General features: G+C 62.7%; 19 protein-coding genes. 11 read left to right on the forward strand and 8 right to left on the reverse strand.

The window, feature by feature from the left end; genetic code table 11:
• The first annotated feature begins 78 nt into the window (after positions 1-78).
• The 7 genes from PHAMO_RS06695 to PHAMO_RS18415 all read left to right on the forward strand — a co-directional run bounded on the left by PHAMO_RS06695 (position 79) and on the right by PHAMO_RS18415 (position 10289).
• Positions 79-1578: a bifunctional metallophosphatase/5'-nucleotidase gene (locus PHAMO_RS06695; RefSeq protein ID WP_002727691.1), complete on the forward strand. Its 1500-nt coding sequence runs from the start codon at positions 79-81 to the stop codon at positions 1576-1578.
• A 43-nt stretch (positions 1579-1621) separates the two neighbouring features.
• The gene (gene dapF, locus PHAMO_RS06700; RefSeq protein WP_002727694.1) at positions 1622-2485 is read left to right on the forward strand and encodes a diaminopimelate epimerase; all 864 of its coding nucleotides are present in this window, start codon (positions 1622-1624) and stop codon (positions 2483-2485) included.
• Positions 2482-3741: a tRNA (N(6)-L-threonylcarbamoyladenosine(37)-C(2))-methylthiotransferase MtaB gene (gene mtaB, locus PHAMO_RS06705; RefSeq protein WP_002727695.1), complete on the forward strand. Its 1260-nt coding sequence runs from the start codon at positions 2482-2484 to the stop codon at positions 3739-3741. The genes dapF and mtaB overlap by 4 nt, the downstream gene beginning before the upstream one ends.
• A complete protein-coding gene (ftsY, locus tag PHAMO_RS20380) occupies positions 3738-5402 on the forward strand; it encodes a signal recognition particle-docking protein FtsY (RefSeq protein ID WP_002727697.1) in 1665 nt (554 codons plus the stop codon). Before mtaB ends, ftsY begins: the two co-directional genes overlap by 4 nt.
• Positions 5403-5506: 104 nt before the next feature.
• The gene (gene ettA / locus PHAMO_RS06715) at positions 5507-7186 is read left to right on the forward strand and encodes an energy-dependent translational throttle protein EttA (RefSeq protein WP_002727699.1); all 1680 of its coding nucleotides are present in this window, start codon (positions 5507-5509) and stop codon (positions 7184-7186) included.
• A gap of 30 nt (positions 7187-7216) precedes the next feature.
• On the forward strand, positions 7217-8467 hold the full coding sequence (locus tag PHAMO_RS06720) for a nucleoside recognition domain-containing protein (protein WP_002727701.1): 1251 nt from the start codon (positions 7217-7219) through the stop codon (positions 8465-8467).
• A gap of 139 nt (positions 8468-8606) precedes the next feature.
• Positions 8607-10289, forward strand: coding sequence for a methyl-accepting chemotaxis protein (locus PHAMO_RS18415; RefSeq protein ID WP_002727703.1), 1683 nt, complete (start codon positions 8607-8609; stop codon positions 10287-10289).
• A gap of 69 nt (positions 10290-10358) precedes the next feature.
• Here the strand turns inward: PHAMO_RS18415 and gatB are convergent, their stop codons facing one another.
• The 4 genes from gatB to PHAMO_RS06745 all read right to left on the reverse strand — a co-directional run bounded on the left by gatB (position 10359) and on the right by PHAMO_RS06745 (position 14407).
• A complete protein-coding gene (gene gatB / locus PHAMO_RS06730; RefSeq protein WP_002727705.1) occupies positions 10359-11816 on the reverse strand; it encodes an Asp-tRNA(Asn)/Glu-tRNA(Gln) amidotransferase subunit GatB in 1458 nt (485 codons plus the stop codon).
• Positions 11816-13288 (reverse strand): Asp-tRNA(Asn)/Glu-tRNA(Gln) amidotransferase subunit GatA, encoded by a 1473-nt coding sequence (gene gatA / locus PHAMO_RS06735; protein ID WP_002727707.1) that lies wholly within the window; start codon positions 13286-13288, stop codon positions 11816-11818. The genes gatB and gatA overlap by 1 nt, the downstream gene beginning before the upstream one ends.
• A complete protein-coding gene (gatC, locus tag PHAMO_RS06740; RefSeq protein WP_002727709.1) occupies positions 13285-13572 on the reverse strand; it encodes an Asp-tRNA(Asn)/Glu-tRNA(Gln) amidotransferase subunit GatC in 288 nt (95 codons plus the stop codon). The genes gatA and gatC overlap by 4 nt, the downstream gene beginning before the upstream one ends.
• A 40-nt stretch (positions 13573-13612) precedes the next feature.
• Entirely contained in the window at positions 13613-14407 is a 795-nt protein-coding gene (locus PHAMO_RS06745) for a hypothetical protein (RefSeq protein WP_002727711.1), read from the reverse strand.
• A gap of 97 nt (positions 14408-14504) precedes the next feature.
• Here PHAMO_RS06745 and PHAMO_RS06750 point away from each other — a divergent pair, with 97 nt between their 5' ends.
• From PHAMO_RS06750 to PHAMO_RS06760, 3 genes are all read left to right on the forward strand, one after another.
• Positions 14505-15200 carry a ribonuclease T2 family protein gene (locus PHAMO_RS06750; protein WP_002727713.1) on the forward strand — a complete coding sequence of 232 codons (696 nt, stop codon included), beginning with the start codon at positions 14505-14507 and terminating at the stop codon, positions 15198-15200.
• 88 nt (positions 15201-15288) lie between these two features.
• Complete coding sequence (murI, locus tag PHAMO_RS06755; RefSeq protein WP_002727715.1) at positions 15289-16128, forward strand: glutamate racemase; 840 nt, start codon at positions 15289-15291, stop codon at positions 16126-16128.
• A gap of 174 nt (positions 16129-16302) precedes the next feature.
• Entirely contained in the window at positions 16303-17415 is a 1113-nt protein-coding gene (locus tag PHAMO_RS06760) for a tetratricopeptide repeat protein (RefSeq protein ID WP_002727717.1), read from the forward strand.
• 71 nt (positions 17416-17486) lie between these two features.
• On the opposite strand, the gene PHAMO_RS06765 is transcribed toward PHAMO_RS06760, so the two are convergent.
• From PHAMO_RS06765 to PHAMO_RS06780, 4 genes are all read right to left on the reverse strand, one after another.
• Positions 17487-18101 (reverse strand): glycine zipper family protein, encoded by a 615-nt coding sequence (locus PHAMO_RS06765; RefSeq protein ID WP_002727718.1) that lies wholly within the window; start codon positions 18099-18101, stop codon positions 17487-17489.
• A 14-nt stretch (positions 18102-18115) separates the two neighbouring features.
• A complete protein-coding gene (locus PHAMO_RS18420) occupies positions 18116-18718 on the reverse strand; it encodes a hypothetical protein (protein ID WP_002727719.1) in 603 nt (200 codons plus the stop codon).
• Between the two features lie 201 nt (positions 18719-18919).
• Positions 18920-20110, reverse strand: a complete 1191-nt coding sequence (locus PHAMO_RS06775) for a Rossmann-like domain-containing protein (RefSeq protein ID WP_002727720.1) — start codon at positions 20108-20110, stop codon at positions 18920-18922.
• A 365-nt stretch (positions 20111-20475) separates the two neighbouring features.
• Positions 20476-21651 (reverse strand): amidase, encoded by a 1176-nt coding sequence (locus tag PHAMO_RS06780; RefSeq protein WP_040566371.1) that lies wholly within the window; start codon positions 21649-21651, stop codon positions 20476-20478.
• Between the two features lie 163 nt (positions 21652-21814).
• Here PHAMO_RS06780 and PHAMO_RS06785 point away from each other — a divergent pair, with 163 nt between their 5' ends.
• Positions 21815-24064: a heavy metal translocating P-type ATPase gene (locus PHAMO_RS06785; RefSeq protein WP_002727722.1), complete on the forward strand. Its 2250-nt coding sequence runs from the start codon at positions 21815-21817 to the stop codon at positions 24062-24064.
• Positions 24065-24088: the final 24 nt, after the last annotated feature.

Below are 24088 nucleotides of genomic sequence, written 5' to 3' on the forward strand. Positions count from 1 at the left end.
GTGTCTCGGCCTCTTCCGTCTGCCGCCACTTCGCGTCACACTGGACCGCGATCCTTGACGAGAACGGAGAGACCGCAAATGCGGGCGATATTGGGGCTGATACTGGCGGGTTTGCTTTGGTCTGGAAGCGCTGCGGCAGAGCAGGTGCGGCTGACATTCCTGCATGTCAATGACATCTACGAATACCATTCGAGCGATGGTGTCGGAGGATTAGCCGAACTTTCGACCCGTCTGAAACAGCGCCGCGCCGAAGCCCCGAATCCGCTCTTCACATTCGGTGGAGACCTGATTTCGCCGTCGCTGGCATCGAACCTGACCAAGGGTGCCCACCTGATCGCACTGTTCAATCGTCTGGAGCCAGTCGCTGCGGTTCCGGGAAATCATGAATTTGATTTCGGACCGGCTGTCTTTGCCGATCGAATCGGCGAATCACGCTTCCCCTGGATCGGGTCGAACGTGCTGGGTGCCGATGGCGCCCCATTTGGCGGAATGACGGCAAGCCGGATCGTCGAAAGCGGCGGGATCAAGGTCGGGTTCCTCGGCATCCTGACCGCCCGCACCGGGGAACTGTCACTGACGGACGGCGTTGTGTTCAGCAACGAGACCGAGACCGCCCGCACCACCGCCCGCCGCCTGCGCGCCCAGGGGGCCGAGATCGTGGTGGCTCTGACCCATCTTGATATCGAGCAAGACCGCGCTCTGGCCCTGGCCGTGCCGGAAATCGACCTCATCTTGGGTGGGCACGATCACGATCCGATCGCGATCCGCGAAAGCGGCGCACTGGTGCTAAAAGCCGGTCAGGATGCCCAATGGCTGGGCGAAGTCGAGATGGTGGTCGAGCGACCCGATCCCGGCCAGACTGGCCGAACCCGCGTCTACCCGCAGGGTTGGCGTTTCGAGGCGGTGCGGGACATTGCGCCCGATCCGGCTCTGGCTCCGCTGATCTCGGCTACCGACACCCTGTTAAGCCAGGCGCTGGACCAACCCCTGGCGGTTCTGGATCAACCGCTCGACAGTCGGACCGGAACCGTGCGCGGCGGTGAGGCGGCAATCGGCAACCTGTTCGCCGACGCGCTACGCGCCCATTTCGAGGCCGATGCCGCCCTGATCAATGGCGGTGGATTGCGCGGAAACCGGCACTATCCGACCGGAGCCACCCTCAGTCGGCGCGACGTTCTGACCGAGATGCCGTTCGGCAATGCGGTAATGCTGCTTGAACTGAGCGGTACCCAATTGCGAGCCGCCCTCGAACATGGCCTGTCCGGCATCGAGACCAAAGCTGGACGCTTCCCCCAGGTCTCGGGAATATCGGTTGAATATGCTCCGTCCCGCCCCGTGGGACAGCGGATCGTGTCTATTTTCATCGGCGGAATGGCATTGCAAGACGATAAGACTTATCGCCTTGCCACCTCCGACTATCTCGGCCATGGCGGTGACGGGTATAGCGGACTGAAACAAGCCCGCGTCATCGTTGACGCCAGCGGCGGGCCGCTGCTTGCCAATGTGGTCGGTGATTACCTCGCGGCAAATCATCGCGTCATGCCCCGGATCGACGGACGAATGAAGGCGCTACGCTGAGGGGATGGACTTTAAAGGCTTCGGCCACATATAACCGAGCATCATGTCAGACTCAGCCACCCTCCCCTTCCGCAAGATGCACGGCCTCGGGAACGATTTCGTCGTTCTCGACGGCCGGATCGATCCCCGTCCCCTCGCCCTTGATCCGGCGCGGGTCCGCGCCATTGCCGACCGCCGCGCCGGAATCGGCTGTGACCAATTGATCGTGATCGCGACGCCAAGTGACAACACCGCCGACGTGCGGATGTTGATCTTCAACGCCGACGGGTCAGAAGTCGCCGCCTGCGGTAACGCCACCCGTTGCGTTGCCTGGTTGGCGATGACGGAAAGCGGCCGGGACAGCGTGGTGATCGAGACCCGCGCCGGGCTACTGGATGCCGAATCGCGCGGGACATCGCTGGTTGCGGTTGATATGGGAGCGGCCCGGCTGGACTGGCGCGAAATTCCGTTAAACGAAGCGGTCGATACCCTTCACCTCGGCCTGAGCGTCGGCCCGCTATCGGACCCGGTCGCGGTCAGCATGGGAAACCCGCACGCGGTGTTCTTCGTCGAGGATTCCGAGGCAATTGATCTGGCTGCGGTAGGGCCGGATCTGGAACATCATCCGATATTCCCCGAACGCGCCAATATAGAAGTCGCCTCGATTCTTCCCACCACCGAAGCGGGGCGCGGGCGTATTCGGATGCGGGTATGGGAACGTGGTGCCGGTATCACTCCAGCCTGCGGTACCGGAGCCTGCGCCACCCTGGTCGCGGCGGCACGGCGCGGTCTTTCGCCCCGCCGGGCTGAACTGATCCTGGACGGCGGGACGCTGGAGATCGAATGGCTGCCCGACGATCATGTTCTGATGACTGGACCGGTGGCGACCAGCTTCACCGGCCTTCTGGACCCTGCCCTGCTTTCATGACTGCCAAGCCCCCCACCATTCTCACCTTCGGTTGTCGGCTGAACGCCTATGAATCCGAAGTGATGCGAGAGCATGCGCGCGCCATCGACAGCGGTGTCGAGACGATCATCATCAACACCTGCGCCGTCACGGCCGAGGCCGAACGTCAGGCCCGCCAAGCCATCCGCAAGGCCCGGCGCGAGAACCCCGGCGCACGTATCGTTGTGACCGGCTGCGCCGCCCAGGCTCATCCTGAGGTGTATGGCGAGATGGCCGAGATCGACCAGATTCTCGGTAATGCCGAAAAGTTGAAGCCGGATATCTTCGCGGAACCACCGCCAGAGCGGATCGTCGTCGGCGACATCATGAAATTGCGAGAGGTCGCATCGCATCTGGTGTCAGGTTTCGAAGGACGGGCGCGCGCGTTTGTCGAAGTGCAACAGGGCTGCGATCACCGCTGCACCTTCTGCATTATTCCGTTTGGACGCGGCCCCAACCGCTCGGTCCCGGTCGAGCGGGTGATCGAGCAGGCACGGGAACTGGTCGCCGCTGGAACGCCTGAGCTGGTGCTGACCGGAGTTGACGTCACCGCCTATGGCGCCGATCTGCCGGGACGTCCACCGCTGGGGCAATTGGTAAGGCAATTGCTGGCGGCCGTGCCCGACCTGCCCCGGCTGCGGCTGTCCTCGCTCGATCCGGTCGAGGTCGATGACGATCTGATTGAAGCCTTTGCCAGCGAGCCTCGATTGCTACCTCATGCCCATCTGTCGATTCAGGCGGGCGACGATACCGTACTGAAACGGATGGCACGACGTCACCGCCGCGCCGATATCCTGCTCCTGGCCGCGCGCCTGCGCGCCGTCCGCCCCGACATCGTGCTGGGTGCCGACATGATCGCGGGCTTCCCCGGCGAAGACGACACGATGGCCGCCACCTCGTTGGCCCTCATCGACGAGATCGGGCTCACCCACCTGCATGTTTTCCCGTTCTCTCCCCGTCCCAGTACTCCGGCGGCCACGATGAAGCGAGTGAGCGGACCGGTGGTCAAGGCACGCGCCGCCGCCCTGCGCCGCCGTGGCGAGGCGGCGATGGACGCTCTTCTGCACGCGCGTGTCGGTGCCGAGGCATCCGTAGTGATCGAACGCGACGGCAAAGGGCATTGCGAGTATTATCTGCCGGTCCGCGTGGGGGGGACGACCGCCGCGCCGGGAGCCGTCCTGCGGACACGAATCACCGGAGTGGAAGGCGGCGTTCTGAACGCTGAGGAAGTGAGATGACCAATAGGATTGAGGACTCCCACCCGGCGGGGGGCCGGTGGAGCGGATATGTTGCGGGCCTGTTGCTGTTGGCGCTGCCGGGAGCCGCGCTGGCGCAAGAAGCCGCGGCACCAGCCCCGGATCGGCTGGCCCAGCTTGTGACCGATCTGGCCAGGCTGGCCGAGCCTGGACGTCTCGACCCGCTGTCGCTGGCGCTGGGTGCGGTTCTGGCGCTGCTGCCGATGGTGCTCCAGGTGGTCTCGACCCGACGGATGCTGGGTCGCGCTCTATCCGAATTGTCCCAATTAGGCGACAGCACCGAACGCCTGCTGAAGGGTGTTCTGGCTGAACCCGATGGTATCCAGGCATGGATCGGTGAGCGCGAGGTCCGTTCGCGCGGCCTGAACACTCTGCTTGATCTGTCCGACGCCACCCTGCCCGGCTTCGCCGCCGTGCTGGCCCGGCTGACGCCCCAGGATTCCGCCCGTCTCGATCTGGCGGTGCGTCGGTTGCGTGGCGAAGGTCTGGCGTTCGAGATGGATCTTTGCCTGCGCGACGGCAATCGCCGCATCCGGGTCGTCGGCCTGCGCCCCAGCCGCAGCGAAGCCCGCGTTCCGGTCGATCTGCTGCTGCTGAACGATTTGACCCCGGAACTGACCGCGCCAAGCGATCGGACGGTCGCGGCGAGTGCGGACATTCTGCGTCCGGAATTGCTCGACGAATTATTGGCGACAGCGCCCGCCCCCGCATCGGACGAAGGCGACGGTTGGTTCGGGCGGATGAAAGCCGGACTGGCCAAATCCTCGTCGCGGCTGACCCAGGGATTGGGCGACCTCTTCACCAAGCGAAAGCTTGACGACGAAGCGTTGGAGGACCTCGAAGATCTGCTGATCACCGCCGATCTGGGGGTCAACACCGCAGCCAAGGTTACCGGATTACTGTCAAAGACCCGCCTGGGCCAGGACATTACCGCCGACGAGATCAAGACCATTCTGGCCGATGAGATCACCCGCATCCTCGAACCAGTGGCCAAGCCGCTGGAAATCGACCCGGCGCGCAAGCCGCATGTGGTGCTGGTGGTCGGTGTCAACGGCGCGGGCAAGACCACCACCATCGGCAAACTGGCGATGCAGCACAAGCAGGCGGGGCGAACCGTGACCCTTGCCGCTGGCGACACGTTCCGCGCCGCTGCCGTCGAGCAGTTGAAGGTTTGGGGGGAACGCACCGGCTGCCCGGTGATCGCCCGCGATACCGGGTCCGATCCTGCTGCCCTCGCCTTCGACGCGGTGACTCAATCGCGCCAGCAGGGCGACGACTTGCTGTTCATCGACACTGCCGGACGTCTTCAGAACAAGACCGATCTGATGGCCGAGCTGGGCAAAGTGGTCCGCTCGATCAAGAAAGTAGACGAAACCGCGCCGCATTCTGTGCTGCTGGTACTGGACTCCACCGTCGGCCAGAACGCCCATTCCCAGGTCGAGACCTTCGGCGAGATGGTCAACGTCACCGGGTTGGTCCTGACCAAGCTGGACGGCACTGCACGCGGCGGCGTCCTGGTCGCCCTGGCTGAAAAGTTCGGATTGCCGGTCCACGCCATCGGTGTCGGCGAGCAGGCCGCCGATTTGCGCCCGTTCGAGGCCCGCGCCTTCGCCAACTCGCTGGTCGGGCTGGACACGCCTTAGCTGGACGCACCTTCCAGACCGCCCCGACGCTTGACGGGGCGGTCTGGCTTGTCTACTGACTGTTTCCCAAACTCGATATCTTAGTCCTCGACCGGAGAGCGCCGATGGCCGCCTATCAGTACGTCTATGTAATGAAGAACCTGACCAAGGCCTATCCGGGCGGCAAGGAGATCATGAAGGGGCTTTACCTGAGCTTCCTGCCCGGTGCCAAGATCGGCGTGCTGGGCGCGAACGGCGCCGGTAAATCGACCCTGCTCAAGATCATGGCCGGGATCGACAAGGAATATGGCGGCGAAGCCTGGGCCGCCGAGGGCGTCAAGATCGGCTACCTCGCGCAGGAGCCGCAACTTGACCCCGCAAAGGACGTGATGGGCAACGTCATGGAAGCCGTCGCCGAGACCAAAGCGCTGCTGGATCGCTTTGACGAGGTTTCGGCCCGTTTCGCCGAGGAACTGACCGACGACGAGATGAACGCCCTGATCGCCGAACAAGGCGAGCTTCAGGAAAAAATCGATCACCTCAACGCATGGGATCTGCAACGCACCATCGAAATCGCGATGGACGCGCTGCGCTGCCCGCCCGGCGACGCCGATGTTACCACGCTGTCGGGTGGTGAACGTCGCCGCGTTGCCCTGTGCCGCTTGCTGATGTCGCATCCAGACATGCTGCTGCTCGACGAACCGACCAACCATTTGGACGCGGAATCGGTGGCGTGGCTGGAACGCTATCTTGAGGATTATTCCGGCACCGTGGTGATCGTGACCCACGACCGTTACTTCCTCGACAACGTGACCGGCTGGATTCTCGAACTCGAACGCGGCCACGGCATCCCCTACGAGGGCAATTACACCGGCTGGCTGGAGCAGAAGGAAAAGCGGCTCCAGCAGGAAGAGCGTGAGGAAAGCGCGCGCCAGCGTTCGATCCGTGACGAACTGGAATGGGTCCGGGCCAGCCCGAAGGCACGCCAGACCAAGAGCAAGGCCCGCATCACCGCCTTCGAAGATTTGGTTGCCAAGTCGCAAGAAAAGGCCACCGGCGCGGCGCAGATTTCGATCCCCCCCGGCCCGCGTCTGGGTGGCAAGGTCATCGAGGTCGAAGGCGTGTCGAAGGGATTCGGCGACCGCCTGCTCTATGAAAACCTGTCCTTCCGTCTGCCGCCGGGCGGCATCGTCGGCGTGATCGGCCCCAACGGTGCCGGTAAGACCACCCTGTTCCGCATGATCACCGGGCAGGAAAAGCCCGATGCCGGTACCTTTACCGTCGGCGAGACCGTCGTGCTGGGCTATGTCGATCAGAGCCGCGATTCGCTCGACCCAGAAAAGACGGTGTTCCAGGAAATTTCGGACGGTCAGGAAGAAATCGACGTCGGACGGCGCAAGATCAACGCCCGCGCCTATGCCGGATTGTTCAATTTCAAAGGCCCCGATCAGCAGAAGAAGGTCGGCGTTCTGTCGGGCGGTGAGCGCAACCGCGTTCACCTCGCCAAAATGCTGTCGCGGCCAGCCAACGTCATCCTGCTTGACGAACCGACCAACGATCTCGACGTCGAAACCCTGTCGGCGCTCGAAGACGCCCTGGCCGAATTCCCCGGCTGCGCGGTGGTCATCAGCCATGATCGTTGGTTCCTCGACCGCATCGCCACCCACATCCTGGCCTTCGAGGGCGATTCTCAGGTCGTCTTCTTCGAAGGCAATTATCAGGATTACGAAGCCGACCGCCATCGTCGTCTCGGCACCGAGGCCGATCAGCCGCACCGGCTCAAGTACAAGCCGCTGACCCGTTAGCAGAGTCCGACGCGAGGAAGACGGATCGCCATGAATGCCGTCTTCCTCGCCCTGGTCACCGCTTCGTTCGCCGCCGCCGCCTGGGCGGAAGCGACCGGAGCGGGCGGCGCGATGGAAGCGCTGTCTGCCGCGATCGTCGATTCGGCAACCGCGTCTGTTCCGCTCGCCCTAGGGCTGATCGGAATCATGGCGCTGTTCCTTGGACTGATGAAGGTCGCTGAAGTCGGTGGTCTGCTCGATTCCACTGCCCGACTATTACGCCCCCTACTGACCCGACTGTTTCCCGAAATCCCCGCCGATCATCCGGCGATGGGGGCGATGGTGATGAACATCGCGGCCAATCTGCTCGGCCTCGGCAATGCCGCAACGCCGTTCGGCATCCGTGCGATGGAGCATCTGGAGCGACTGAACCCCCATCCCGGCACCGCCAGCAATGCCCAGGTGCTGTTTCTTGCGATCAACACGGCTGGAATTACCCTGCTGCCGACCAAGGTTATCGCCCTGCGCGCCTCGTCCGGTGCGGCCGATCCGGCGGCTGTGGTCGGGCCAACTCTTGCCGCAACCATCGTCGCCGCCATCATCGCGGTACTGGCCTCACGCGGATTGCAAAGGTTCTGGCCCTCTCCGGCCAATCTTTCCCGACCTCCTCCGCCCCAGCCCGCGCTCGCCCCGGAACGGATATGGCCGGTCGCGCTCGCCGCCGCGATTGTGCTCACCCTGGTTCCGCTGCTGCTAATGTATGGCAAGGTGATCGGTCCCTGGCTGCTGCCGGGGCTGGTGACCGGGATTCTGCTCTACGGCGCGATAAAGCGGGTCGCGGTTTACGAAACCTTTGTCGCGGGTGCCCGCGCCGGATTTGGCGTGGCGGTGAAAATCATTCCCTATCTCGTGGCGATCCTGATGGCGGTCGGGATGATCCGAGCCTCGGGCGTGCTGGCCGCGATCCTGGAGCCGCTTGGCCGCCTCACCGCGCCGCTGGGGTTGCCCGCCGAAGCCCTGATGATGGCAGCGATGCGAACGCTGTCAGGGTCAGGTTCCTATGGACTACTGGCAGCCCAGATGAAGGACCCGACGATTGGCCCCGATGGCTATCTCGGGATATTGCTCGGCACCTTATATGGCTCGACCGAAACCACATTTTATGTTCTTGCTGTCTATTTTGGCGCTGTCGGCATCAGACGAATTCGTCACGCCTTAGCCGTTGGACTTCTGGCCGATCTGTCAGCCTTGATTGCGGCCCTCCTCGTCTGTCAATGGTTCACCGCACCGGTGAAGCCATAGCCGCGTTGGGTCGCACGCCAGCAATTTCGAGATAGCCGTTCCGAATAGGTAAAATCGGAAATATGCTTATTGTTCTGCCACAATGGGATACACATTTCGTATAAACCACACTCCACATAGATCAGCCTGGGGAATCTAAATGTCTCTGTCCATCCGGGGGAAGCTGTTCGTTCTCGGCGCAGTGATGAGCATCGCTCTGGCGGGAATTGCCGGTGGATGGTGGATCGCTTTCAACATTCTCAAGGTCAACGGACCGATCTATGCCCGCGTCGTGCTGGCCAAGGATCTGGTGGCCGATATCCTTCCACCGCCGGAATACATCATCGAAGCCTATCTGACGGCATCCACCTCGCTGGACATACCGCCGCCAAATCTAACGATATCTCACGCCAATTTTGTTCGCCTGCGCAGCGATTACGACGAGCGCCATGCCGTCTGGAAAGGCGCCGGACTGGACAGCAAGATTGCCGACGATCTGCTAAAACGGTCCTATGTTCCCGCGCAACGCTTCTTCGAACGAGCCGAAGCCGACTTCTTCCCCGCGCTGGAACGTGGCGACCGCGCCGCAGCCTTGAACACTTTCGCCGAAATGACCGTGCTGTACCGCGAACATCGCGCCGCGATCGACGATGTGGTCACCGCCGCGAACACCATGAGCAAAGCCACCGAAGAGCATGCCGCCGCCACGGAATCCTCGGTTAAGCTGGCGGTGATCTTGGCAACTGCGACTCTGGCCGTGCTGGCCTTGACCGTCGTTGCTTTGATTGGGCGTTCGATCAGCGGTCAGATCACGGATACCGTCGCGACGATGGAACGGCTTTCCGATGGCGACACCGCAATCGAGGTTTCCGGCACCCGTCGTACCGATGAGATCGGCGCAATCGCCCGCGCCCTTGATGTCTTTAAGAACAAGATGGTCGCCAATGCCCGGATGGAAGCCGAGGCCAAAGAAACCGACCGTCGGCAGAGAGAGCAACGCGCCGAGGAAATGCGGGCGATGGCGGCCTCGTTCGAGGCTACCGTCAATGCCAAGGTCGCCGAGGTCAGCGGCGCATCCGACAGTATCTTTGTCATCGCCGAGAGAATGGTCAATCGGTCGGAACGCACTGGAGGCACCTCTCTCGCTGTCGGCGAGGCTGCCCGCGTCACCAACGAACGCGCCGCGATGGCCGCCGAGGCCACTCGTCAGCTCGCGTCTGCTGTCAACGAAATCGCCGTTCAGGTTGCCCAATCAAACCAAATATCGGCTCAGGCTGTCGCCAGCGTCGATTCGACGGCGCAGCGAATGACCGGACTGTCTCAATCGGTACAGTCCATCGGCGAAGTGGTGAAGCTGATCAACGATATTGCGGCTCAGACCAACCTGTTGGCCTTGAACGCCACTATCGAGGCGGCACGAGCAGGCGATGCGGGCAAGGGCTTTGCCGTCGTCGCCGGCGAGGTCAAGCACCTCGCCAATCAGACCGCCAAGGCCACCGAGGATATTGCCAGACAGGTCGCCGAGATCCAGGCATCGTCTCTTCACATGGGGCAAAGCATCGAAGGAGTGGTGGGAATCATTCGGACCCTGGATGAAGTGTCGGCGGCGATTGCCAGCGCCGTTCAACAACAGGAAGCTTCGACTCGCGAAATCTCGGGCAATATCGATGAAGTCGCCCGTCAGGCCGAAACCGTCTCGAAAAGCGTCGGCGCGCTATCGAAATCCTCCGCGATGGCCTGTGCCGGCACCGTCAGGGTCATCTGGAGCGCCGATAGCCTGACCGAAGCGGTCCATCACCTGACCGGCGAGGCCGAATCTTTCCTTTCCAGAGTTCGGGCCTGATCAAAAAAACGGGAACACCGGGCGTTACGGCCCGATGTTCCCGTCTCGTCGTACTCTGACCGATTCAGGTTAACCCTGAACCTTCTTGGCCAGCATTTCGTTAACCAGGGCGGGGTTGGCCTTACCCTGGGTGGCCTTCATCACCTGACCGACGAACCAACCGAGAAGAGTGGTCTTGCCATCGCGGACCTGCTGAACCTTGTCCGGGTTGGCGGCCAAAACCGCGTCAATGGCGGCCTCGATCGCGCCGGTATCGGTAACCTGCTTCAAGCCACGTTCTTCGACCAGCACACCCGGAGCCTTCCCGGTCTCGACCATCAGGGCAAAAACGTCCTTTGCCAGACGGCCGGACAGGGTGCCATCGGTAATGAGATCGATCATCGCGCCCAGATTGGCGGCGGTCACCGGCGGATCTTCGATGGTCTTACCGCTGGCGTTGAGGGCAGCAAAGAAATCCCCCATGACCCAGTTGCAGGCAAGCTTGGGATCGCGCCCCTTAGCCACCGTCTCGAAGAACTCGGCCGAAGCCTTTTCCGCCACCAACACCCCGGCATCGTAGGCATTGAGGCCGTATTCAGCCATGAAGCGGGCTTTCTTCTCGTCGGGCAGTTCGGGCAAGCCCGCCTTGATCCCATCGACGAACGCCTGCTCGATCACCAGCGGCAGCAGATCAGGATCGGGGAAATAGCGGTAATCGTGGGCATGTTCCTTCGACCGCATCGAACGGGTCTCACCCCGGCCGGAATCGAACAGGCGGGTTTCCTGGCGGATGTCGCCGCCAGATTCATAAACCTCGACATGGCGACGCGCTTCGTACTCGATGGCCTGCTGGACGAAGCGGATCGAGTTGACATTCTTGATCTCGCAACGGGTGCGCAGTTCGGTCGAGCCAACCGGCCGGACGCTGACATTGGCATCGCAGCGCATGCTGCCTTCCTGCATGTTGCCGTCGCAGGTGCCGAGATAGCGCAAGATCGAGCGCAGCTTGGTCAGATACAGCCCCGCTTCTTCCGGTGACCGCAGATCGGGCTTCGACACGATCTCCATCAACGCGACGCCGGAACGGTTGAGATCGATGAACGATTTGGTCGGATGCATGTCGTGGATCGACTTTCCGGCATCCTGCTCAAGATGCAGACGTTCGATTCCAACAGTGCTGGTCGAACCATCGGCCAGATCGAGGACCAGCTCACCCTCGCCGACAATCGGCTTATCGAACTGGCTGATCTGGTAGCCCTGGGGCAGATCGGCATAGAAGTAGTTCTTGCGGGCGAAGACGCTGGTCAGGTTGATCTTCGCCTTCAGCCCCAGACCGGTGCGAACCGCCTGCTCGACGCAGACCGCGTTGATCACCGGCAGCATGCCGGGGAACCCGGCATCGACGAAGCTGACCTGGGAATTCGGTTCGGCCCCGAAAGTGGTGGCAGCACCGGAAAACAACTTGGCGTTGGAAATCACCTGGGCATGGACTTCCAGCCCGATGACGACTTCCCACGCGCCGGTTTCGCCCTGGATCACGTAAGCCATCACACGCCCTCCGGCGACAGGTCGAATCCGGCGGCGGATTCCATTACCCCGGCGACCTTGAACACGGTTTCCTCGTCGAACGGACGCCCGATCAACTGCAATCCCAGCGGCAATCCATCGGCGGACAGACCGGCGGGCAAGGACAGACCCGGCAGTCCAGCCAGCGACGTCGGGATGGTGAACACGTCATTCAGCCACATCGTCACCGGATCGTCGGTATTTTCGTCCAGGCCAAAGGCCGGGCTGGGTGCAGTCGGCGTCAGGATCACATCGACGGTTTCGAACGCCTTGCGGAAATCCTCGGCGATCAGACGCCGCACCTTTTGCGCCTTGGCGTAATAGGCGTCGTAATAACCGGCCGACAGCACATAAGTCCCGATCAGGATGCGGCGGCGCACCTCGGGACCGAAGCCAGCGGCACGCGATTTCGCGTACATTTCGTCGAGGGTCTTGCCGGGCACGCGCTGGCCGAAACGCAGTCCGTCATAGCGGGCCAGATTGGACGACGCCTCGGCCGGAGCGACGATATAATAGGTCGGCAAAGCGTATTTGGTATGCGGCAGACCGATCTCGACCGGCTCGGCACCCGCATCCTTCAGCCACGCAATACCCTTTTCCCATACTTCGGAAATCTCGGCCGACAAGCCATCGGGGCGGTATTCGCGCGGAATGCCGACCTTCAGACCGCGAATGTCGCCGGTCAAAGCAGCCTCGAAATCCGGCACCTTGAGATTGACCGAGGTGGAGTCCTTGGGATCATAGCCCGCCATTGCGCCCAGCATGATCGCGCAATCGCGCACGGTGCGGGCCATCGGCCCGGCCTGATCGAGCGAACTGGCGAACGCGACGATGCCGTAACGGGAACAGCGACCATAGGTCGGCTTGATCCCGGTAATGCCGCAGAACGCGGCGGGCTGACGGATCGACCCGCCGGTATCCGTGCCGGTGGCACCCAGCACCATCCGCGCCGCGACGGCGGCGGCGGAACCGCCGGACGAACCGCCGGGAACCAGCTTAACGGAAGGATCAGATCGGCGCGTCCACGGGTTGATCGCCGGGCCGAAAGCGCTGGTCTTGTTCGACGACCNCATCGCGAACTCGTCGAGATTGAGCTTACCGAGCGAGATCGCCCCTGCCGCCTTCAGATTACCCGAGACGGTCGATTCGTAAGGCGGGGTGAAACCGTCAAGGATCTTGCTGGCAGCGGTGGTGCGGACACCCTCGGTGCAAAACAGATCCTTGATCCCGATCGGCAACCCTTCCATCGCCCCGGCAGAGCCGGACCGACGACGGGCGTCTGAGGCTTCCGCCTCGGCCAGCGCCCGTTCGGGCGTCTCGGTGATGAAGGCGTTCAGATGCCGTTTGGCTTCGACCTGGGCGATATGGGCACGGGTCAGTTCGACGGCGCTGGTTTCGCCCTTGACCAGACGGTCGCGGGCCTGGGCCAGTGTCAGGTGGGTCAGTTCGCTCATTCCACCACCTTCGGTACGGTGAAAAAGCCCTCGGCTGCTTCGGGGGCATTGGCCAGAATTTGATCGGCGATGTCACCGTCGGTAACGATATCGGCGCGCATCGGCAGACCGAGATCGGCGACCGAGTTCATCGGCTCGATGCCGTCGGTGTTTACTTCCGACAATTGCTCGACGAAATTCAGGATATTGGAAAGCTCACCGGCGAGAGGAGCAAGCTCCTCCTCGCCAAGCTCGATGCGAGCCAGGGTGGCGATGGCACGGACGGCGGATATGTCCAGGGACATGGGCCTTGACGACTCCGGAAGGGCGGGCGGAGCCGGGACGTTAGCACCCGCTCCCGGCGCGCGCAACCGGGCAGCCTGCCAAATGTGTCAGGAAAGCACCAATCCGGGTGCGCGGCGCGGCACCGAAGGCGCGGCGAAAGGCCTGATCGTCGCGGGGAGACAGGTTTTCCAGTGGATCGAACCAAGCATGAAAGATCAGACCGAACTCTCGCTCGCCAAACGTGATTGGCTCGGCCACCGCGTCGTGCTCGATGGTGTAAAAGGCGTTCGACGAGACACTGACCGTATTCTGCCTGTGATGCATCAGTTTGATGAACCATTCCTTGCGAACATCGAACCGTTTGAACAGATCCGCGATGTGCAGCAGAACCTGCCACTCGACCAACCGCACCTCGGGATCGTCGAAAAACGAGTCCCAAGTGAATGAAGCACCAGATTCGTCCCGCAACGTCTTCAGGATATCGCGACAGCGAGCGGCATTGGCTTCCGCCGCCTCCCCCAGCACCATGTGCAGAAACGAAAACAGGTTGCCGATCAGCGTCCGATCGATCTCCCCCGCCTCGAATAACGGGTCGAGCGAGTGAATCATCAGGCGACCGAACGCGTTGGCGCGGCGCTGATTCAGATCGTCTGCGGTAACGATATCCGCGATCTCGGCATAGGAGCGACGATAAAAATCGTCGAAAGCCGCGGACTCCTTCAGTCCGGAGACAATCTCCTCCAATAAACCGACCGACAGCGGACGCCCAGAGGACGTTCGTTCCGCCGCCTGGAGCAAGGCGTCGAGAACACCGTTGGTGATTTTGCGCAGATGGGCCGGACCCTGTTCCCCCATTGGGGTTTTCTCCTCGCCAGAGGGATGCAGTATAAGATCCCGCTTCATCTATTTCCACCCGCTAACCTTGCCACGAAGGGCATCCAGAGGAACAGCAATGAAACGGACTCTCCTCTTCGTCTTCGTCATGGCCGCGCTGCTGGGCCAAACGCCGCAGGTCAGAGCAGAAACATGCGCCCCGGCGCGGGGCAGCACCGGACAGTTCGATTATTATCTGCTCAGCTTGTCCTGGTCACCGTCCTTTTGCGCCACCCCGGCCGGAGCGAAGAATCCAGACCAGTGCGGCACCGTCGCTCCCGCTCGTGGCTTCGTCGTCCATGGATTATGGCCACAATACCTTCCTGGCTCGGCATCATCGCGGGGCGGCGGAGCGCTGTGGCCGCAATGCTGTAGCGGAGCCGAATCGTTCCGACCCGACGCCGTGCCGCCGCAACTTGACGAGTTGATGATCGGAACCGATCTGCGCCGCCATGAATGGAACAAACACGGCGTCTGCGCCACCCCTCGGACACGCGACTATTTCGCCTCAATCGTCCAAGCAGTCCAGACCGTCGGCACCGCCGCCGATCTGCGCCCGACCGCGCCGGTCAAAATTCGCGTCACCGACCTGAAGCGTTATTTCTTGGCCCCGCCCCAGGCAATCTTTCCGACCTGCAAGGGCAAGACCATAAGCGAAGTCCGCATCTGCCTCGACCGCTCGCTAGCGCCGATCGCATGCCCGGACTCGGCCAGCCGCTCCGACAATTGCCCCGGCACAATCGTCTTGCCGGTCGGGCCTGGGGCGCAACCCTGACGCCCTAAGGAAGCAGTAGCGCAGCGGTACCGGAGCGAGGTAAACGCTTCCGGCACCGCGCGTTGTCGCCGTTTTCAGGATCGCTCCCATGATATCCCAGGTTCCGGTTGCCAAGACGGCGTCCCTTCCCGTCGGCATTTTCGATTCCGGCGTGGGCGGCCTGACCGTCGCAGCGGCGATCCGCCAACGGATGCCACGCGAGCAATTGCTGTATATCGGCGATCTTGCCCGTCAGCCCTATGGCACAAAATCGCCGCAGACAGTGGTGCGCTATGCCCTAAAGGCCGCCGATTTTCTTGTCCGGCGCGGGATCAAGGCGTTGGTGGTCGCCTGCAACACCGCTTCGGCGGTCGCATTGGAGCCGATCGCCGCACGCTTTCCCGGCCTTCCGGTGATCGGCGTTGTCGAGGCCGGAGCCGCCGGGGCCGCCCTAGCCTCGTCCCATGGGCGGATCGTCGTCGCCGCCACCGAGGGAACTTGTCGCTCCGGTGCCTATGAACGGGCGATTGCCCGGCGACGCGCCGGAGCACATGTGATCTGCACCCCCTGCCCTCTGTTCGTCGCCCTGGCCGAAGAGGGACTGACCGATGGTCCGATCGTCGAGGCCGTCGCCCGGCATTACCTCGGCCCCCTGCTCGACCACGCCGCCGCGACCGACTGCCTGGTGCTGGGCTGCACCCATTTCCCCCTGCTGGCTCCGGCATTGGGACGTCTGGCAGGCCCGGACGTGCGGCTGGTCGATTGCGCCGAGGCTACCGCCGGATTGCTGGCCGAGGCGCTGTCATCGGGGTTGGCTGCCCCGGCAGGCGCAGTTGGTGGGCTGACCCTGATCGCCACGGACGCCCCCGACCGCTTCGCCCGGATCGCCTCGGTTTTATTCCCGTCAATGGGAGGGATTCCTCCGGTTGAACTTGCCGACCTGTTCTAGCAAACCGACGAATGCCGGATCGGCTGGATTTTTCGGCTTAACCGGGCCAAGGATGAAAGACGCACGTGTGTCGTGCCCTAGCCATACGGTTTTCACGGCCAAGCTCCGATTGCCATTACCTTCGGGAAGTGGAATCATGCGCCCCCGTTCCAAGACAATGGAAAGTCGCCATTCATGAGGATCGCCGCCTTCGCCGCTGCGTTGATCGCCTTCACGCTTCCCACGATGGCGTCGGCCGAAACCGGCAAGACACCGGCCGCCACCGACGGCGGACGCGGTGGACTTGCCGTCGCTGCGTCTCGTGGTGACGCCGACGCGCAGTATCAGCTTGGACTCACCGCCCGCAAGGGTCGGGGTGTCGATGCCCAAAAGACTGCGTTTTCGTGGTTCAGCCTCGCCGCTGCCAACGGCAGCGCCATCGCCGCAACCGAGGCCGCCAAGGCCTGCGAAAACGGCAAAGGTGTCCGCAAGGACCTGGAACTGGCGGGACAATGGTGGTATCGCGCAGCCAAGCTGGGCGATACGGCTGCGCGCAAGCGGTGGACCGATCTGTTCGTCTCGGGCCAAATCGCATCGGTCGGCGGTATCGACGGTGCTGGCTGGGTCGCCGAACTGGCCGACAGCGGCAGCAAGAAAGCGGCAATAGCCCTCGCCGGAGCCTACGAACACGGCAACGGCGTCGCGCCCTCGTTCTCCGAGGCCGAGAAATGGTATCGGAATGCCGCGCTTCTCCACGGCGATGTCGAGGCCCGATTCCGCCTTGGGCGGATGCTGTTGGCCCATCCCGCCGTGTGGCGAGTGCCCGAAACCGAGGAGTGGTCTACCAAGGACAAGGACCGCAACAAGCCATTCGGCCCGGTGTGGATGACGACCAAACCGGTCGATGACGGAGATAAGGCCGTTTTGCTGCGTCCCGGCATTGAGGCCGGCGCATATTGGCTGGCTCTTGCCGCCAACGAAGGCCATGCCGAAGCACAATACTACTTAGGCAAGACTCTGGCCGAGGGGTTCGAATTAAAGATGGACTTGCCGTCGGCCATTGGCTGGCTGCGGGCCGCATCGGCCCAAAACCACCCGGCCGCGACGATGTTAGTCGCCGAGCTGACCGCGAAGGGACAGGGCTTTTCCACCAAAGACCCGATCCGCGCTTATGCTCTTTACGACCTCGCCGCTACCTTGGGTCAGCGCGGTGCCGCCGAAGCCCGCGACACTCTGGGCCGCAGCATGGGAGGGCGTCAGCTCGCCCGCGCCCGCCAATTGATCCAAGATCTACGCGACTATCGGTAAGCTACAAGGCTTCGCCTGCTCCTCCCCCACCCGTCAGAACGAAACGGGCCGGGAAGGAGAGGCGGGCCGCGTTATTGCTGCGGAGCAGGTGTTCCCGGCGGCGGGGGCGGGGCATATGTCGCACCGGGCGGTGGTGCATAGGTTGCTCCGGGCGGCGGAGCGTATGTGACGGTGGGCGGCACCGCGTAATACACCGTCGGGGGCGGAGAGTAGACAACCGTCGGCTGTTGCGGATAGACCACAACGGGCTGAACGACGGTATGCACGGGCTGGGCAACCTGGTTGCCTTTGGCGTACATGCATTGCGTATAAGCATTGTCGTATTGCTGCTGAATGCCGCCTTGGCTGTGCTGCGAGTTGCTGGCCCCAACCGCCGTGCCGAGGACGCCGCCGCCAGCGGCACCGATCGCCGCCCCACGTCCACCGCCGACAGCCGCCCCCAGACCAGCCCCCAGCGCACCGCCGATCAAGGCTGCCCCTAACGCCCTCTCATTGGCGTTGTCGGACTGGCCATTGATCTGATCGGCCGCGTATTGCTTGCATTCCGCCTGCTCCATCCGAAAGACTTCGAACGGTTTATTGGCGGCAGGCAAAACCTGGACCCTGGGGCCAAGCGGAGTTGACGAGCATCCCGACAGCACGAGCAGAGTCGAAATTGTAAGAGCCACCGACTTTAACGGACGCATCCTTGTCCTCCTGGTCACTTCGCCTGCGCAGGCACGGGCCTGAATTGCGAATAGCAACTCGGGACATAAGGGTAATAGCCGGCAGGATTATCACAATAATACCATACAGGCTGTTGCGGCTGGAGCGGCGGAGGCGCGGCTGGAGCTGGCTGCGGCACCGGAGCCTGCTGAATCACAACCGGAGGAGGTTGAACCATCACCGGAGCAGGAGGCGCAATGATGATCGGCGGCGGAGCCGGAACCGCAAACTCGGAAACCACCATCGGATACGGATAAACCGGAGCGTCGTAATAATACCAAGAGCCGCCAGTTACCCACCACCAGCCATGGCGGCCCGAATGCGCTTCATGACGCCAAACCCCACCCCGCCACATATCGCTGTGACGATGATCGAAACGGCGCATATCATCGCTGTGACGAGGATCGAAACGGCGCATATCGCTGTGACGAGGATCGAAACGACGCATATCGCTGTGACGAGGATCGAAACGACGCATATCGTTATCGTGGGAGGGATAGTGCCTGTACTCTTGCGCATCGGCAGAGCGAACCGGCACCATCGTCGCCAAAGCAACACAGGCACCACAAAGCAAAAATTTGGTTAGGAATCGTGTCATTGCCGCAATCCTCGGGCTGAACCACGAGTGTCGCACCGACCGGTATCAGCAGAACAACCGATCCACCGCCATGTCGTAACAGAGTGTGTCAGCGGGAGAGATATCTATGGTTTCCTCGCCGTGTTTCAACGGAAAACCATCCCGCCCGTCGGACATATGTCGAAAAACATAGAGCTTCGTCGGCCTCGGCACGGAACGGCGTCACCCATTACGGGGAAAGGCGTTGAAACGGCACAACTTGGCCTGCGGAGCATCCTCACGCCGCAGATGGAGGTACTGGCCGAAACGACTGAATTCGCGCGGAAGGGCTCCGGCGCGTATCGCGGCAGCCAGCCCCTTGGCATCGCGAACGACCATCCCGCCCACGATTTCCACCCCATAGGCATGAAGCCGGGGCGTTAACGGCGTTACCGGCCCGATCAGGGCGACGCGCGAACCTTGAGCCAGCCTCAAGATGCGGGGCAGATTGCGGTTGACCAGAGTGGACGAGGCCACCACCGCCGCCGCACAACCGGGCAGTAAAGTATCCATCGCGATGGTGGGATACTCGCCGGGGCGGGGATCGTTCTCAATCACCTGCGGATTGGGCAACGTCTCGGACAGGCCGGGAAACGCGCCGATCACCACCACCCGCCCGGCTTCCTGCCCAAAAATCTGGGCACCGTTGCCCATCTCGCCCTCAAGGTCGAAACGGTTGTAATGGGCGTTGATCGCGGCAATGCCCAAGGCCATTTCCAACGGGTCCCAAGAACCGGAAAACTCGGCCAGTTGCTTCAGGCTCATCTTGCGGAATTCCGGTAACCGTCCGATCAGATCGCGCGCGTTGCGTGGCAAATAGGCCAAACCGGCACCGGCCGGTCCCTCGACCATCAGCCAGCGCGGGCCAATCACGATCTGACGCACCTCGTCGCCAGCCACGCCCAACGCCAGATCGCAATAAAGCCGCTCCGGTCCCCACCACCGCCACAATCCCCGCATCGCCGGGGGAATCAATGCGCCGCCAGTGCCGACAAAATCGTGCCAGTGCTGAACACTGCCATCCGGGATGGTTGTCAACACAGGCATACCCTGCGACGCTCCCTGCCCTACTTCGGCGGTCAAGTCGATGGCGGCACGGCGGAACGCGGGAAAGCCGCTGATCACGGCAAGATCGGCGTCTTCGCGCATCGCGGCGCGCAGACAACGGGCGGCAGCCGCCTCTCCATCGAGATTTATCGCCGCGCCGGTGGCAAGATCGATCGTTTCCTCGCCGATACGGACACAGCCGCCGACAATAAAGCCCCGACCCGCGATGGTACGGGCAAATTTCGCGATCATCTCATCGACCGGAGCGTCGGGTTCGTGGATGACGACGCCTGGATTGATCCATGGAGCCTTGGTCGGTGCGAACATCCCTCTAAATTCCTTAAATCCGATCCTGAGCGCAGAACACAATTTTCATAGCAAATATCATGCCACCTCTATCAATGGAGACAATCGACCGGGAAACCGGCTGAATATGTATTCATACGCGGCCGCTTTTCATCGCCCTGCTGTCGTGACCACGACAGCATTCGTATGACATCAGACATTGGTAGAATTCGCTCTTGCGGTTGCGATGCTAACCACACTCTTTCGTTATGTATTATGCCTATATCACGAAACGCCGCATCCGGCATCGGTTCGCCTCAGGATGCAGGGCATAAGAATCAAGAAACGGAAGCGCCCCTTCCGGCACGCTTCCGTTTCGACGTCCGATTCGATCGGTATTGGCCGGTTTACGGCTTACCAATACGGCGAGCGGCTGCCAGCAACAGACTGTCACCGCCACGAGGACCGATCAGCGACACCCCGACCGGACGACCGTTGACAGTGCAAAGCGGCAAGCTGATTTGCGGACATCCAGCCATTCCAGCAATCGTGGTCAGGCTAATGATGCGCGATCGGATATCCCACATCTCCGAACGTGGGCTTTGGACCGGCGGCGCGGTGACCGGGGTGGTCGGCAGGACGAGCACGGCATGGCCTTCCAACGCATCGAGCACCCAACGCCGCGCCCTGAGGCGAAAGCCGCGTGAGGACGAAAGGGTGCGGTTGGCGACCCGTGATCCCCGCAGAAAATTGTCGGCGACTTCGAAGCCGAACCGGGGGTTCGAGCGATTGATCCAATCCCCGAACACTTCCCACGCCTCTCGGCCCTGAATGGCGTTCTGCGGCTCGATCCAGTCGGGCAGAGGCACCGGCGATATCCGGGTGCCACGCACCACTGGTGCCACCGTTTCGGCGATACGGGGCAGCACGGCCTCGATCGCGGCAGCGACCTCGGGATCGGCGGCTTCCATCGTGTCTTCCAGAACCACAGCACGGGCCGGGTGCTGGTTGCCGACCTTCTTGCGCAGAAGGACTTCGCCCATCCGCGCCAGCACATCGGGATCGGCGGCGAGCAAGCCAACAGTGTCAAAGGTGTTGGACTGCCCCAGCACGCCGTCCATCGGGATAAGCCCCAAAGTCGGCCGCAGCCCGAACACACCACAGAACGAGGCGGGGACACGGGTTGATCCCGCCGTGTCGGTACCGAGCGCCATATCGGCAAGCCCCCCGGCAACCGCGACAGCCGAACCGCTGGACGATCCGCCGGGAACATGGCCGGGAGCACGGGGGTTTTCCGGGGTACCGTAATGGGAATTGTCCCCGAAGATGCCGCGCGTCAATTCGTCGGTATGAGTCTTGCCAACCAGACGGGCACCGGATTCCAGCAGAGCCGACACAGCCCATGCGGTCTGACGAGCCGGTTCAGCCAGCCGACGCCAATCGGGATTTCCTGCGCCGGTGACATAACCGGCGATGTCGAACACGTCCTTGGCGGCAAAAGTCAGCCCGGCCAGCGGGCCTTGGCGCGCCCCGTCGATATAGACATCGCCGCCGAGAGTAAAAGCGTTATACGGATCATGCACGGCGGGCACCTCTCCAAGAAAGATTCGGTCGGAACCAGCCTGAAAATTACCCATAAAGACAGGGTGCGGTCCAGCGGAATGGCGGTGCGGAGGTTTAGGCTTGACCTTGCCGGTCCCACCTCCCCATTTAAGAAGTGTTCTCATTTTCACTGAGGTTGGACGCATGGCATCGCCATCTTCCTCTGACATAAGGTTTGCCGACCTGTCGCTTGGCGTCAACGGGATGACTTGCGCTGCCTGCTCGACCCGGCTGGAACGGGTTCTCGGCCGAGTCGAGGGGGTCGAGCGCGCCCTGGTCAGCCTTGCCGCCGAACGCGCCGATATCCGCTACGATCCGGCGCGAGTCTCGCCTCAGGCGCTGGAGGCGGCCATCGTCAGGGCTGGGTTCGCGCCTGACCCTGCCCGCTCGGGCGAAGACGAAGATCTTGATCGCGCCGAGGCGGAGAGGACGGCTCGGGGCAGGCGGGATATTCGTCTCCTGGTGCTATCGGCAGCGCTGACCCTGCCGTTAATGCTCGACATGGGGTTGGAGATGGCAGGCGAGCAGGCTCTGCTGCCGCCCTGGGGGCAGCTGGTTCTGGCCACCCTGGTGCAATTTGCCATCGGGGCACGTTTCTATTCCGGGGCGTGGGCCTCGTTGCGCGGTGGCGCGGGCAACATGGACGTGCTGGTGGTGATGGGAACCTCGGCGGCGTTCGGACTGTCGGCGTTTCGGGTTCTGACCGGCGACGCCCATCACGGCAATCTATATTTCGAAGGCTCCGCGACAGTCATCACCCTGGTCCTGTTGGGCAAGGCGCTGGAAAATCGCGCCCGCCATTCCGCCGCCGGATCGATCCGGGCGCTGATGCGACTCAAGCCCGCGACCGCCCGAGTCGAACGCGACGGGATCGAGATCGAGGTTCCGGCCTCTTTGGTCGGGATCGGAGAAACCGTGGTGATCCGCCCCGGCGAACGGGTGCCTGTTGACGGTACGATCCTGGACGGCGACAGCACCCTGGACGAATCCCTGGTGACAGGCGAAAGCCTGCCGGTCGAGCGGGGAAAGGGAGATGCTGTGGTGGCTGGATCGGTCAATGGCGAGGGGCTGTTGCGGGTCGCAGCCACCGGAATCGGGGCAGAATCGACGATTGGGCGGATTATCCGTCTGGTGCGCGGTGCCCAAGCCAGCAAGGCTCCGGTCCAGGCGCTGGTCGATCGGGTCTCGGCGATCTTTGTGCCGGTCGTGGTGGCACTGGCGGCGGCAACCTTCCTTGGGTGGTGGGGATTGGCTGACGACGGCGCGACCGGCTTCGTCGCGGCGATATCGGTCCTGGTGGTCGCCTGCCCCTGTGCGCTGGGGTTGGCGACACCGGCCGGGATCATGGTCGGCACCGGACTGGCCGCCCGGCACGGCATCTTGATCAAAGATGCGGAATCCCTGGAGCGCGCCCACAAGGTCGCGGCAATTGCCTTCGATAAGACTGGCACCCTGACCGAAGGGCATCCCGCGCTGGCCACTTTATGCGCCGTTGATGGCGACCGCACCGCCCTGTTGCGTCTGGTCGCCTCGGCCCAGCAGGGCAGCGAACATCCTCTCGGTCGGGCGACGGTCGCCGCCGCCGAAGGACTGGCGTTGGAGCCGGTAAACGACTTTCGTGCCCTGCCCGGTCGCGGTCTGACGGCCCGAGTAGCGGGACAGTCGGTTATTATCGGCAGCCGCCGCCTGATGGAAGAATCTGGGATCGATCCGACTCCACTGGCAGCGGCGGCCGAGGCGGAAGAAGCGTTGGGCCATACCTTGATGTGGGTCGCGGCGGGAACGGTCCTGGTCGGATTTATCTCGCTGGCCGATCCAATCCGTCCCACGGCAGCGGTGGCTATCGCCGCCCTGAAGGCCATGGGAATCGTCCCGGCGATGCTTACAGGCGACAGCCCCCGCGCCGCCCAGGCGGTAGCTCGCCAAGTCGGGATCGAGCGAGTCTACGCAGGAATTCTACCCGAGGATAAAGTCGCTGAACTCGCCCGCCTGAGGAAAGAATTCGGGGTGGTGGCAATGGTCGGCGACGGAATCAACGATGCCCCGGCATTGGCGGCGGCAGATATCGGCATTGCGATGGGCGGTGGCAGCGACGCGGCGATGCAGGCCGCCGGGCTGACATTGATGCGCAGCGACCCGGCTCTGTTACCCCAGGCGCTGGGGATCTCACGCGCCACCGCCGCGAAAATCCGCCAGAACCTGATCTGGGCATTCGCTTATAATCTGATCGCTCTGCCTGCGGCGGCGGCGGGACTGCTTAGTCCGGCGATTGCCGGAGCCGCGATGGCATTGTCTTCGGTTTCGGTGGTCACCAATGCCTTGCTGCTGAAGCGCTGGCGGCCCTTATCCCAATCACGTCTCTTGGCTTGGTCCGGCTCCTCGCCGGGTCTATAACCGCCACTCAACCGAAAAAAGGAG

The sequence above is a fragment of the Magnetospirillum molischianum DSM 120 genome (assembly GCF_000294655.1).
Classification (GTDB): domain Bacteria; phylum Pseudomonadota; class Alphaproteobacteria; order Rhodospirillales; family Magnetospirillaceae; genus Phaeospirillum; species Phaeospirillum molischianum.

Excerpts from the sequence above, each read along its gene's own strand:
- PHAMO_RS06695 (WP_002727691.1), top strand. The coding sequence starts at position 79 with ATGCGGGCGATATTGGGGCTGATACTGGCGGGTTTGCTTTGGTCTGGA.
- dapF (WP_002727694.1), top strand. The coding sequence starts at position 1,622 with ATGTCAGACTCAGCCACCCTCCCCTTCCGCAAGATGCACGGCCTCGGG.
- mtaB (WP_002727695.1), top strand. The coding sequence starts at position 2,482 with ATGACTGCCAAGCCCCCCACCATTCTCACCTTCGGTTGTCGGCTGAAC.
- ftsY (WP_002727697.1), top strand. The coding sequence starts at position 3,738 with ATGACCAATAGGATTGAGGACTCCCACCCGGCGGGGGGCCGGTGGAGC.
- ettA (WP_002727699.1), top strand. The coding sequence starts at position 5,507 with ATGGCCGCCTATCAGTACGTCTATGTAATGAAGAACCTGACCAAGGCC.
- PHAMO_RS06720 (WP_002727701.1), top strand. The coding sequence starts at position 7,217 with ATGAATGCCGTCTTCCTCGCCCTGGTCACCGCTTCGTTCGCCGCCGCC.
- PHAMO_RS18415 (WP_002727703.1), top strand. The coding sequence starts at position 8,607 with ATGTCTCTGTCCATCCGGGGGAAGCTGTTCGTTCTCGGCGCAGTGATG.
- gatB (WP_002727705.1), bottom strand. The coding sequence starts at position 11,816 with ATGGCTTACGTGATCCAGGGCGAAACCGGCGCGTGGGAAGTCGTCATC.
- gatC (WP_002727709.1), bottom strand. The coding sequence starts at position 13,572 with ATGTCCCTGGACATATCCGCCGTCCGTGCCATCGCCACCCTGGCTCGC.
- PHAMO_RS06745 (WP_002727711.1), bottom strand. The coding sequence starts at position 14,407 with ATGGGGGAACAGGGTCCGGCCCATCTGCGCAAAATCACCAACGGTGTT.
- PHAMO_RS06750 (WP_002727713.1), top strand. The coding sequence starts at position 14,505 with ATGAAACGGACTCTCCTCTTCGTCTTCGTCATGGCCGCGCTGCTGGGC.
- murI (WP_002727715.1), top strand. The coding sequence starts at position 15,289 with ATGATATCCCAGGTTCCGGTTGCCAAGACGGCGTCCCTTCCCGTCGGC.
- PHAMO_RS06760 (WP_002727717.1), top strand. The coding sequence starts at position 16,303 with ATGAGGATCGCCGCCTTCGCCGCTGCGTTGATCGCCTTCACGCTTCCC.
- PHAMO_RS06765 (WP_002727718.1), bottom strand. The coding sequence starts at position 18,101 with ATGCGTCCGTTAAAGTCGGTGGCTCTTACAATTTCGACTCTGCTCGTG.
- PHAMO_RS18420 (WP_002727719.1), bottom strand. The coding sequence starts at position 18,718 with ATGACACGATTCCTAACCAAATTTTTGCTTTGTGGTGCCTGTGTTGCT.
- PHAMO_RS06775 (WP_002727720.1), bottom strand. The coding sequence starts at position 20,110 with ATGTTCGCACCGACCAAGGCTCCATGGATCAATCCAGGCGTCGTCATC.
- PHAMO_RS06785 (WP_002727722.1), top strand. The coding sequence starts at position 21,815 with ATGGCATCGCCATCTTCCTCTGACATAAGGTTTGCCGACCTGTCGCTT.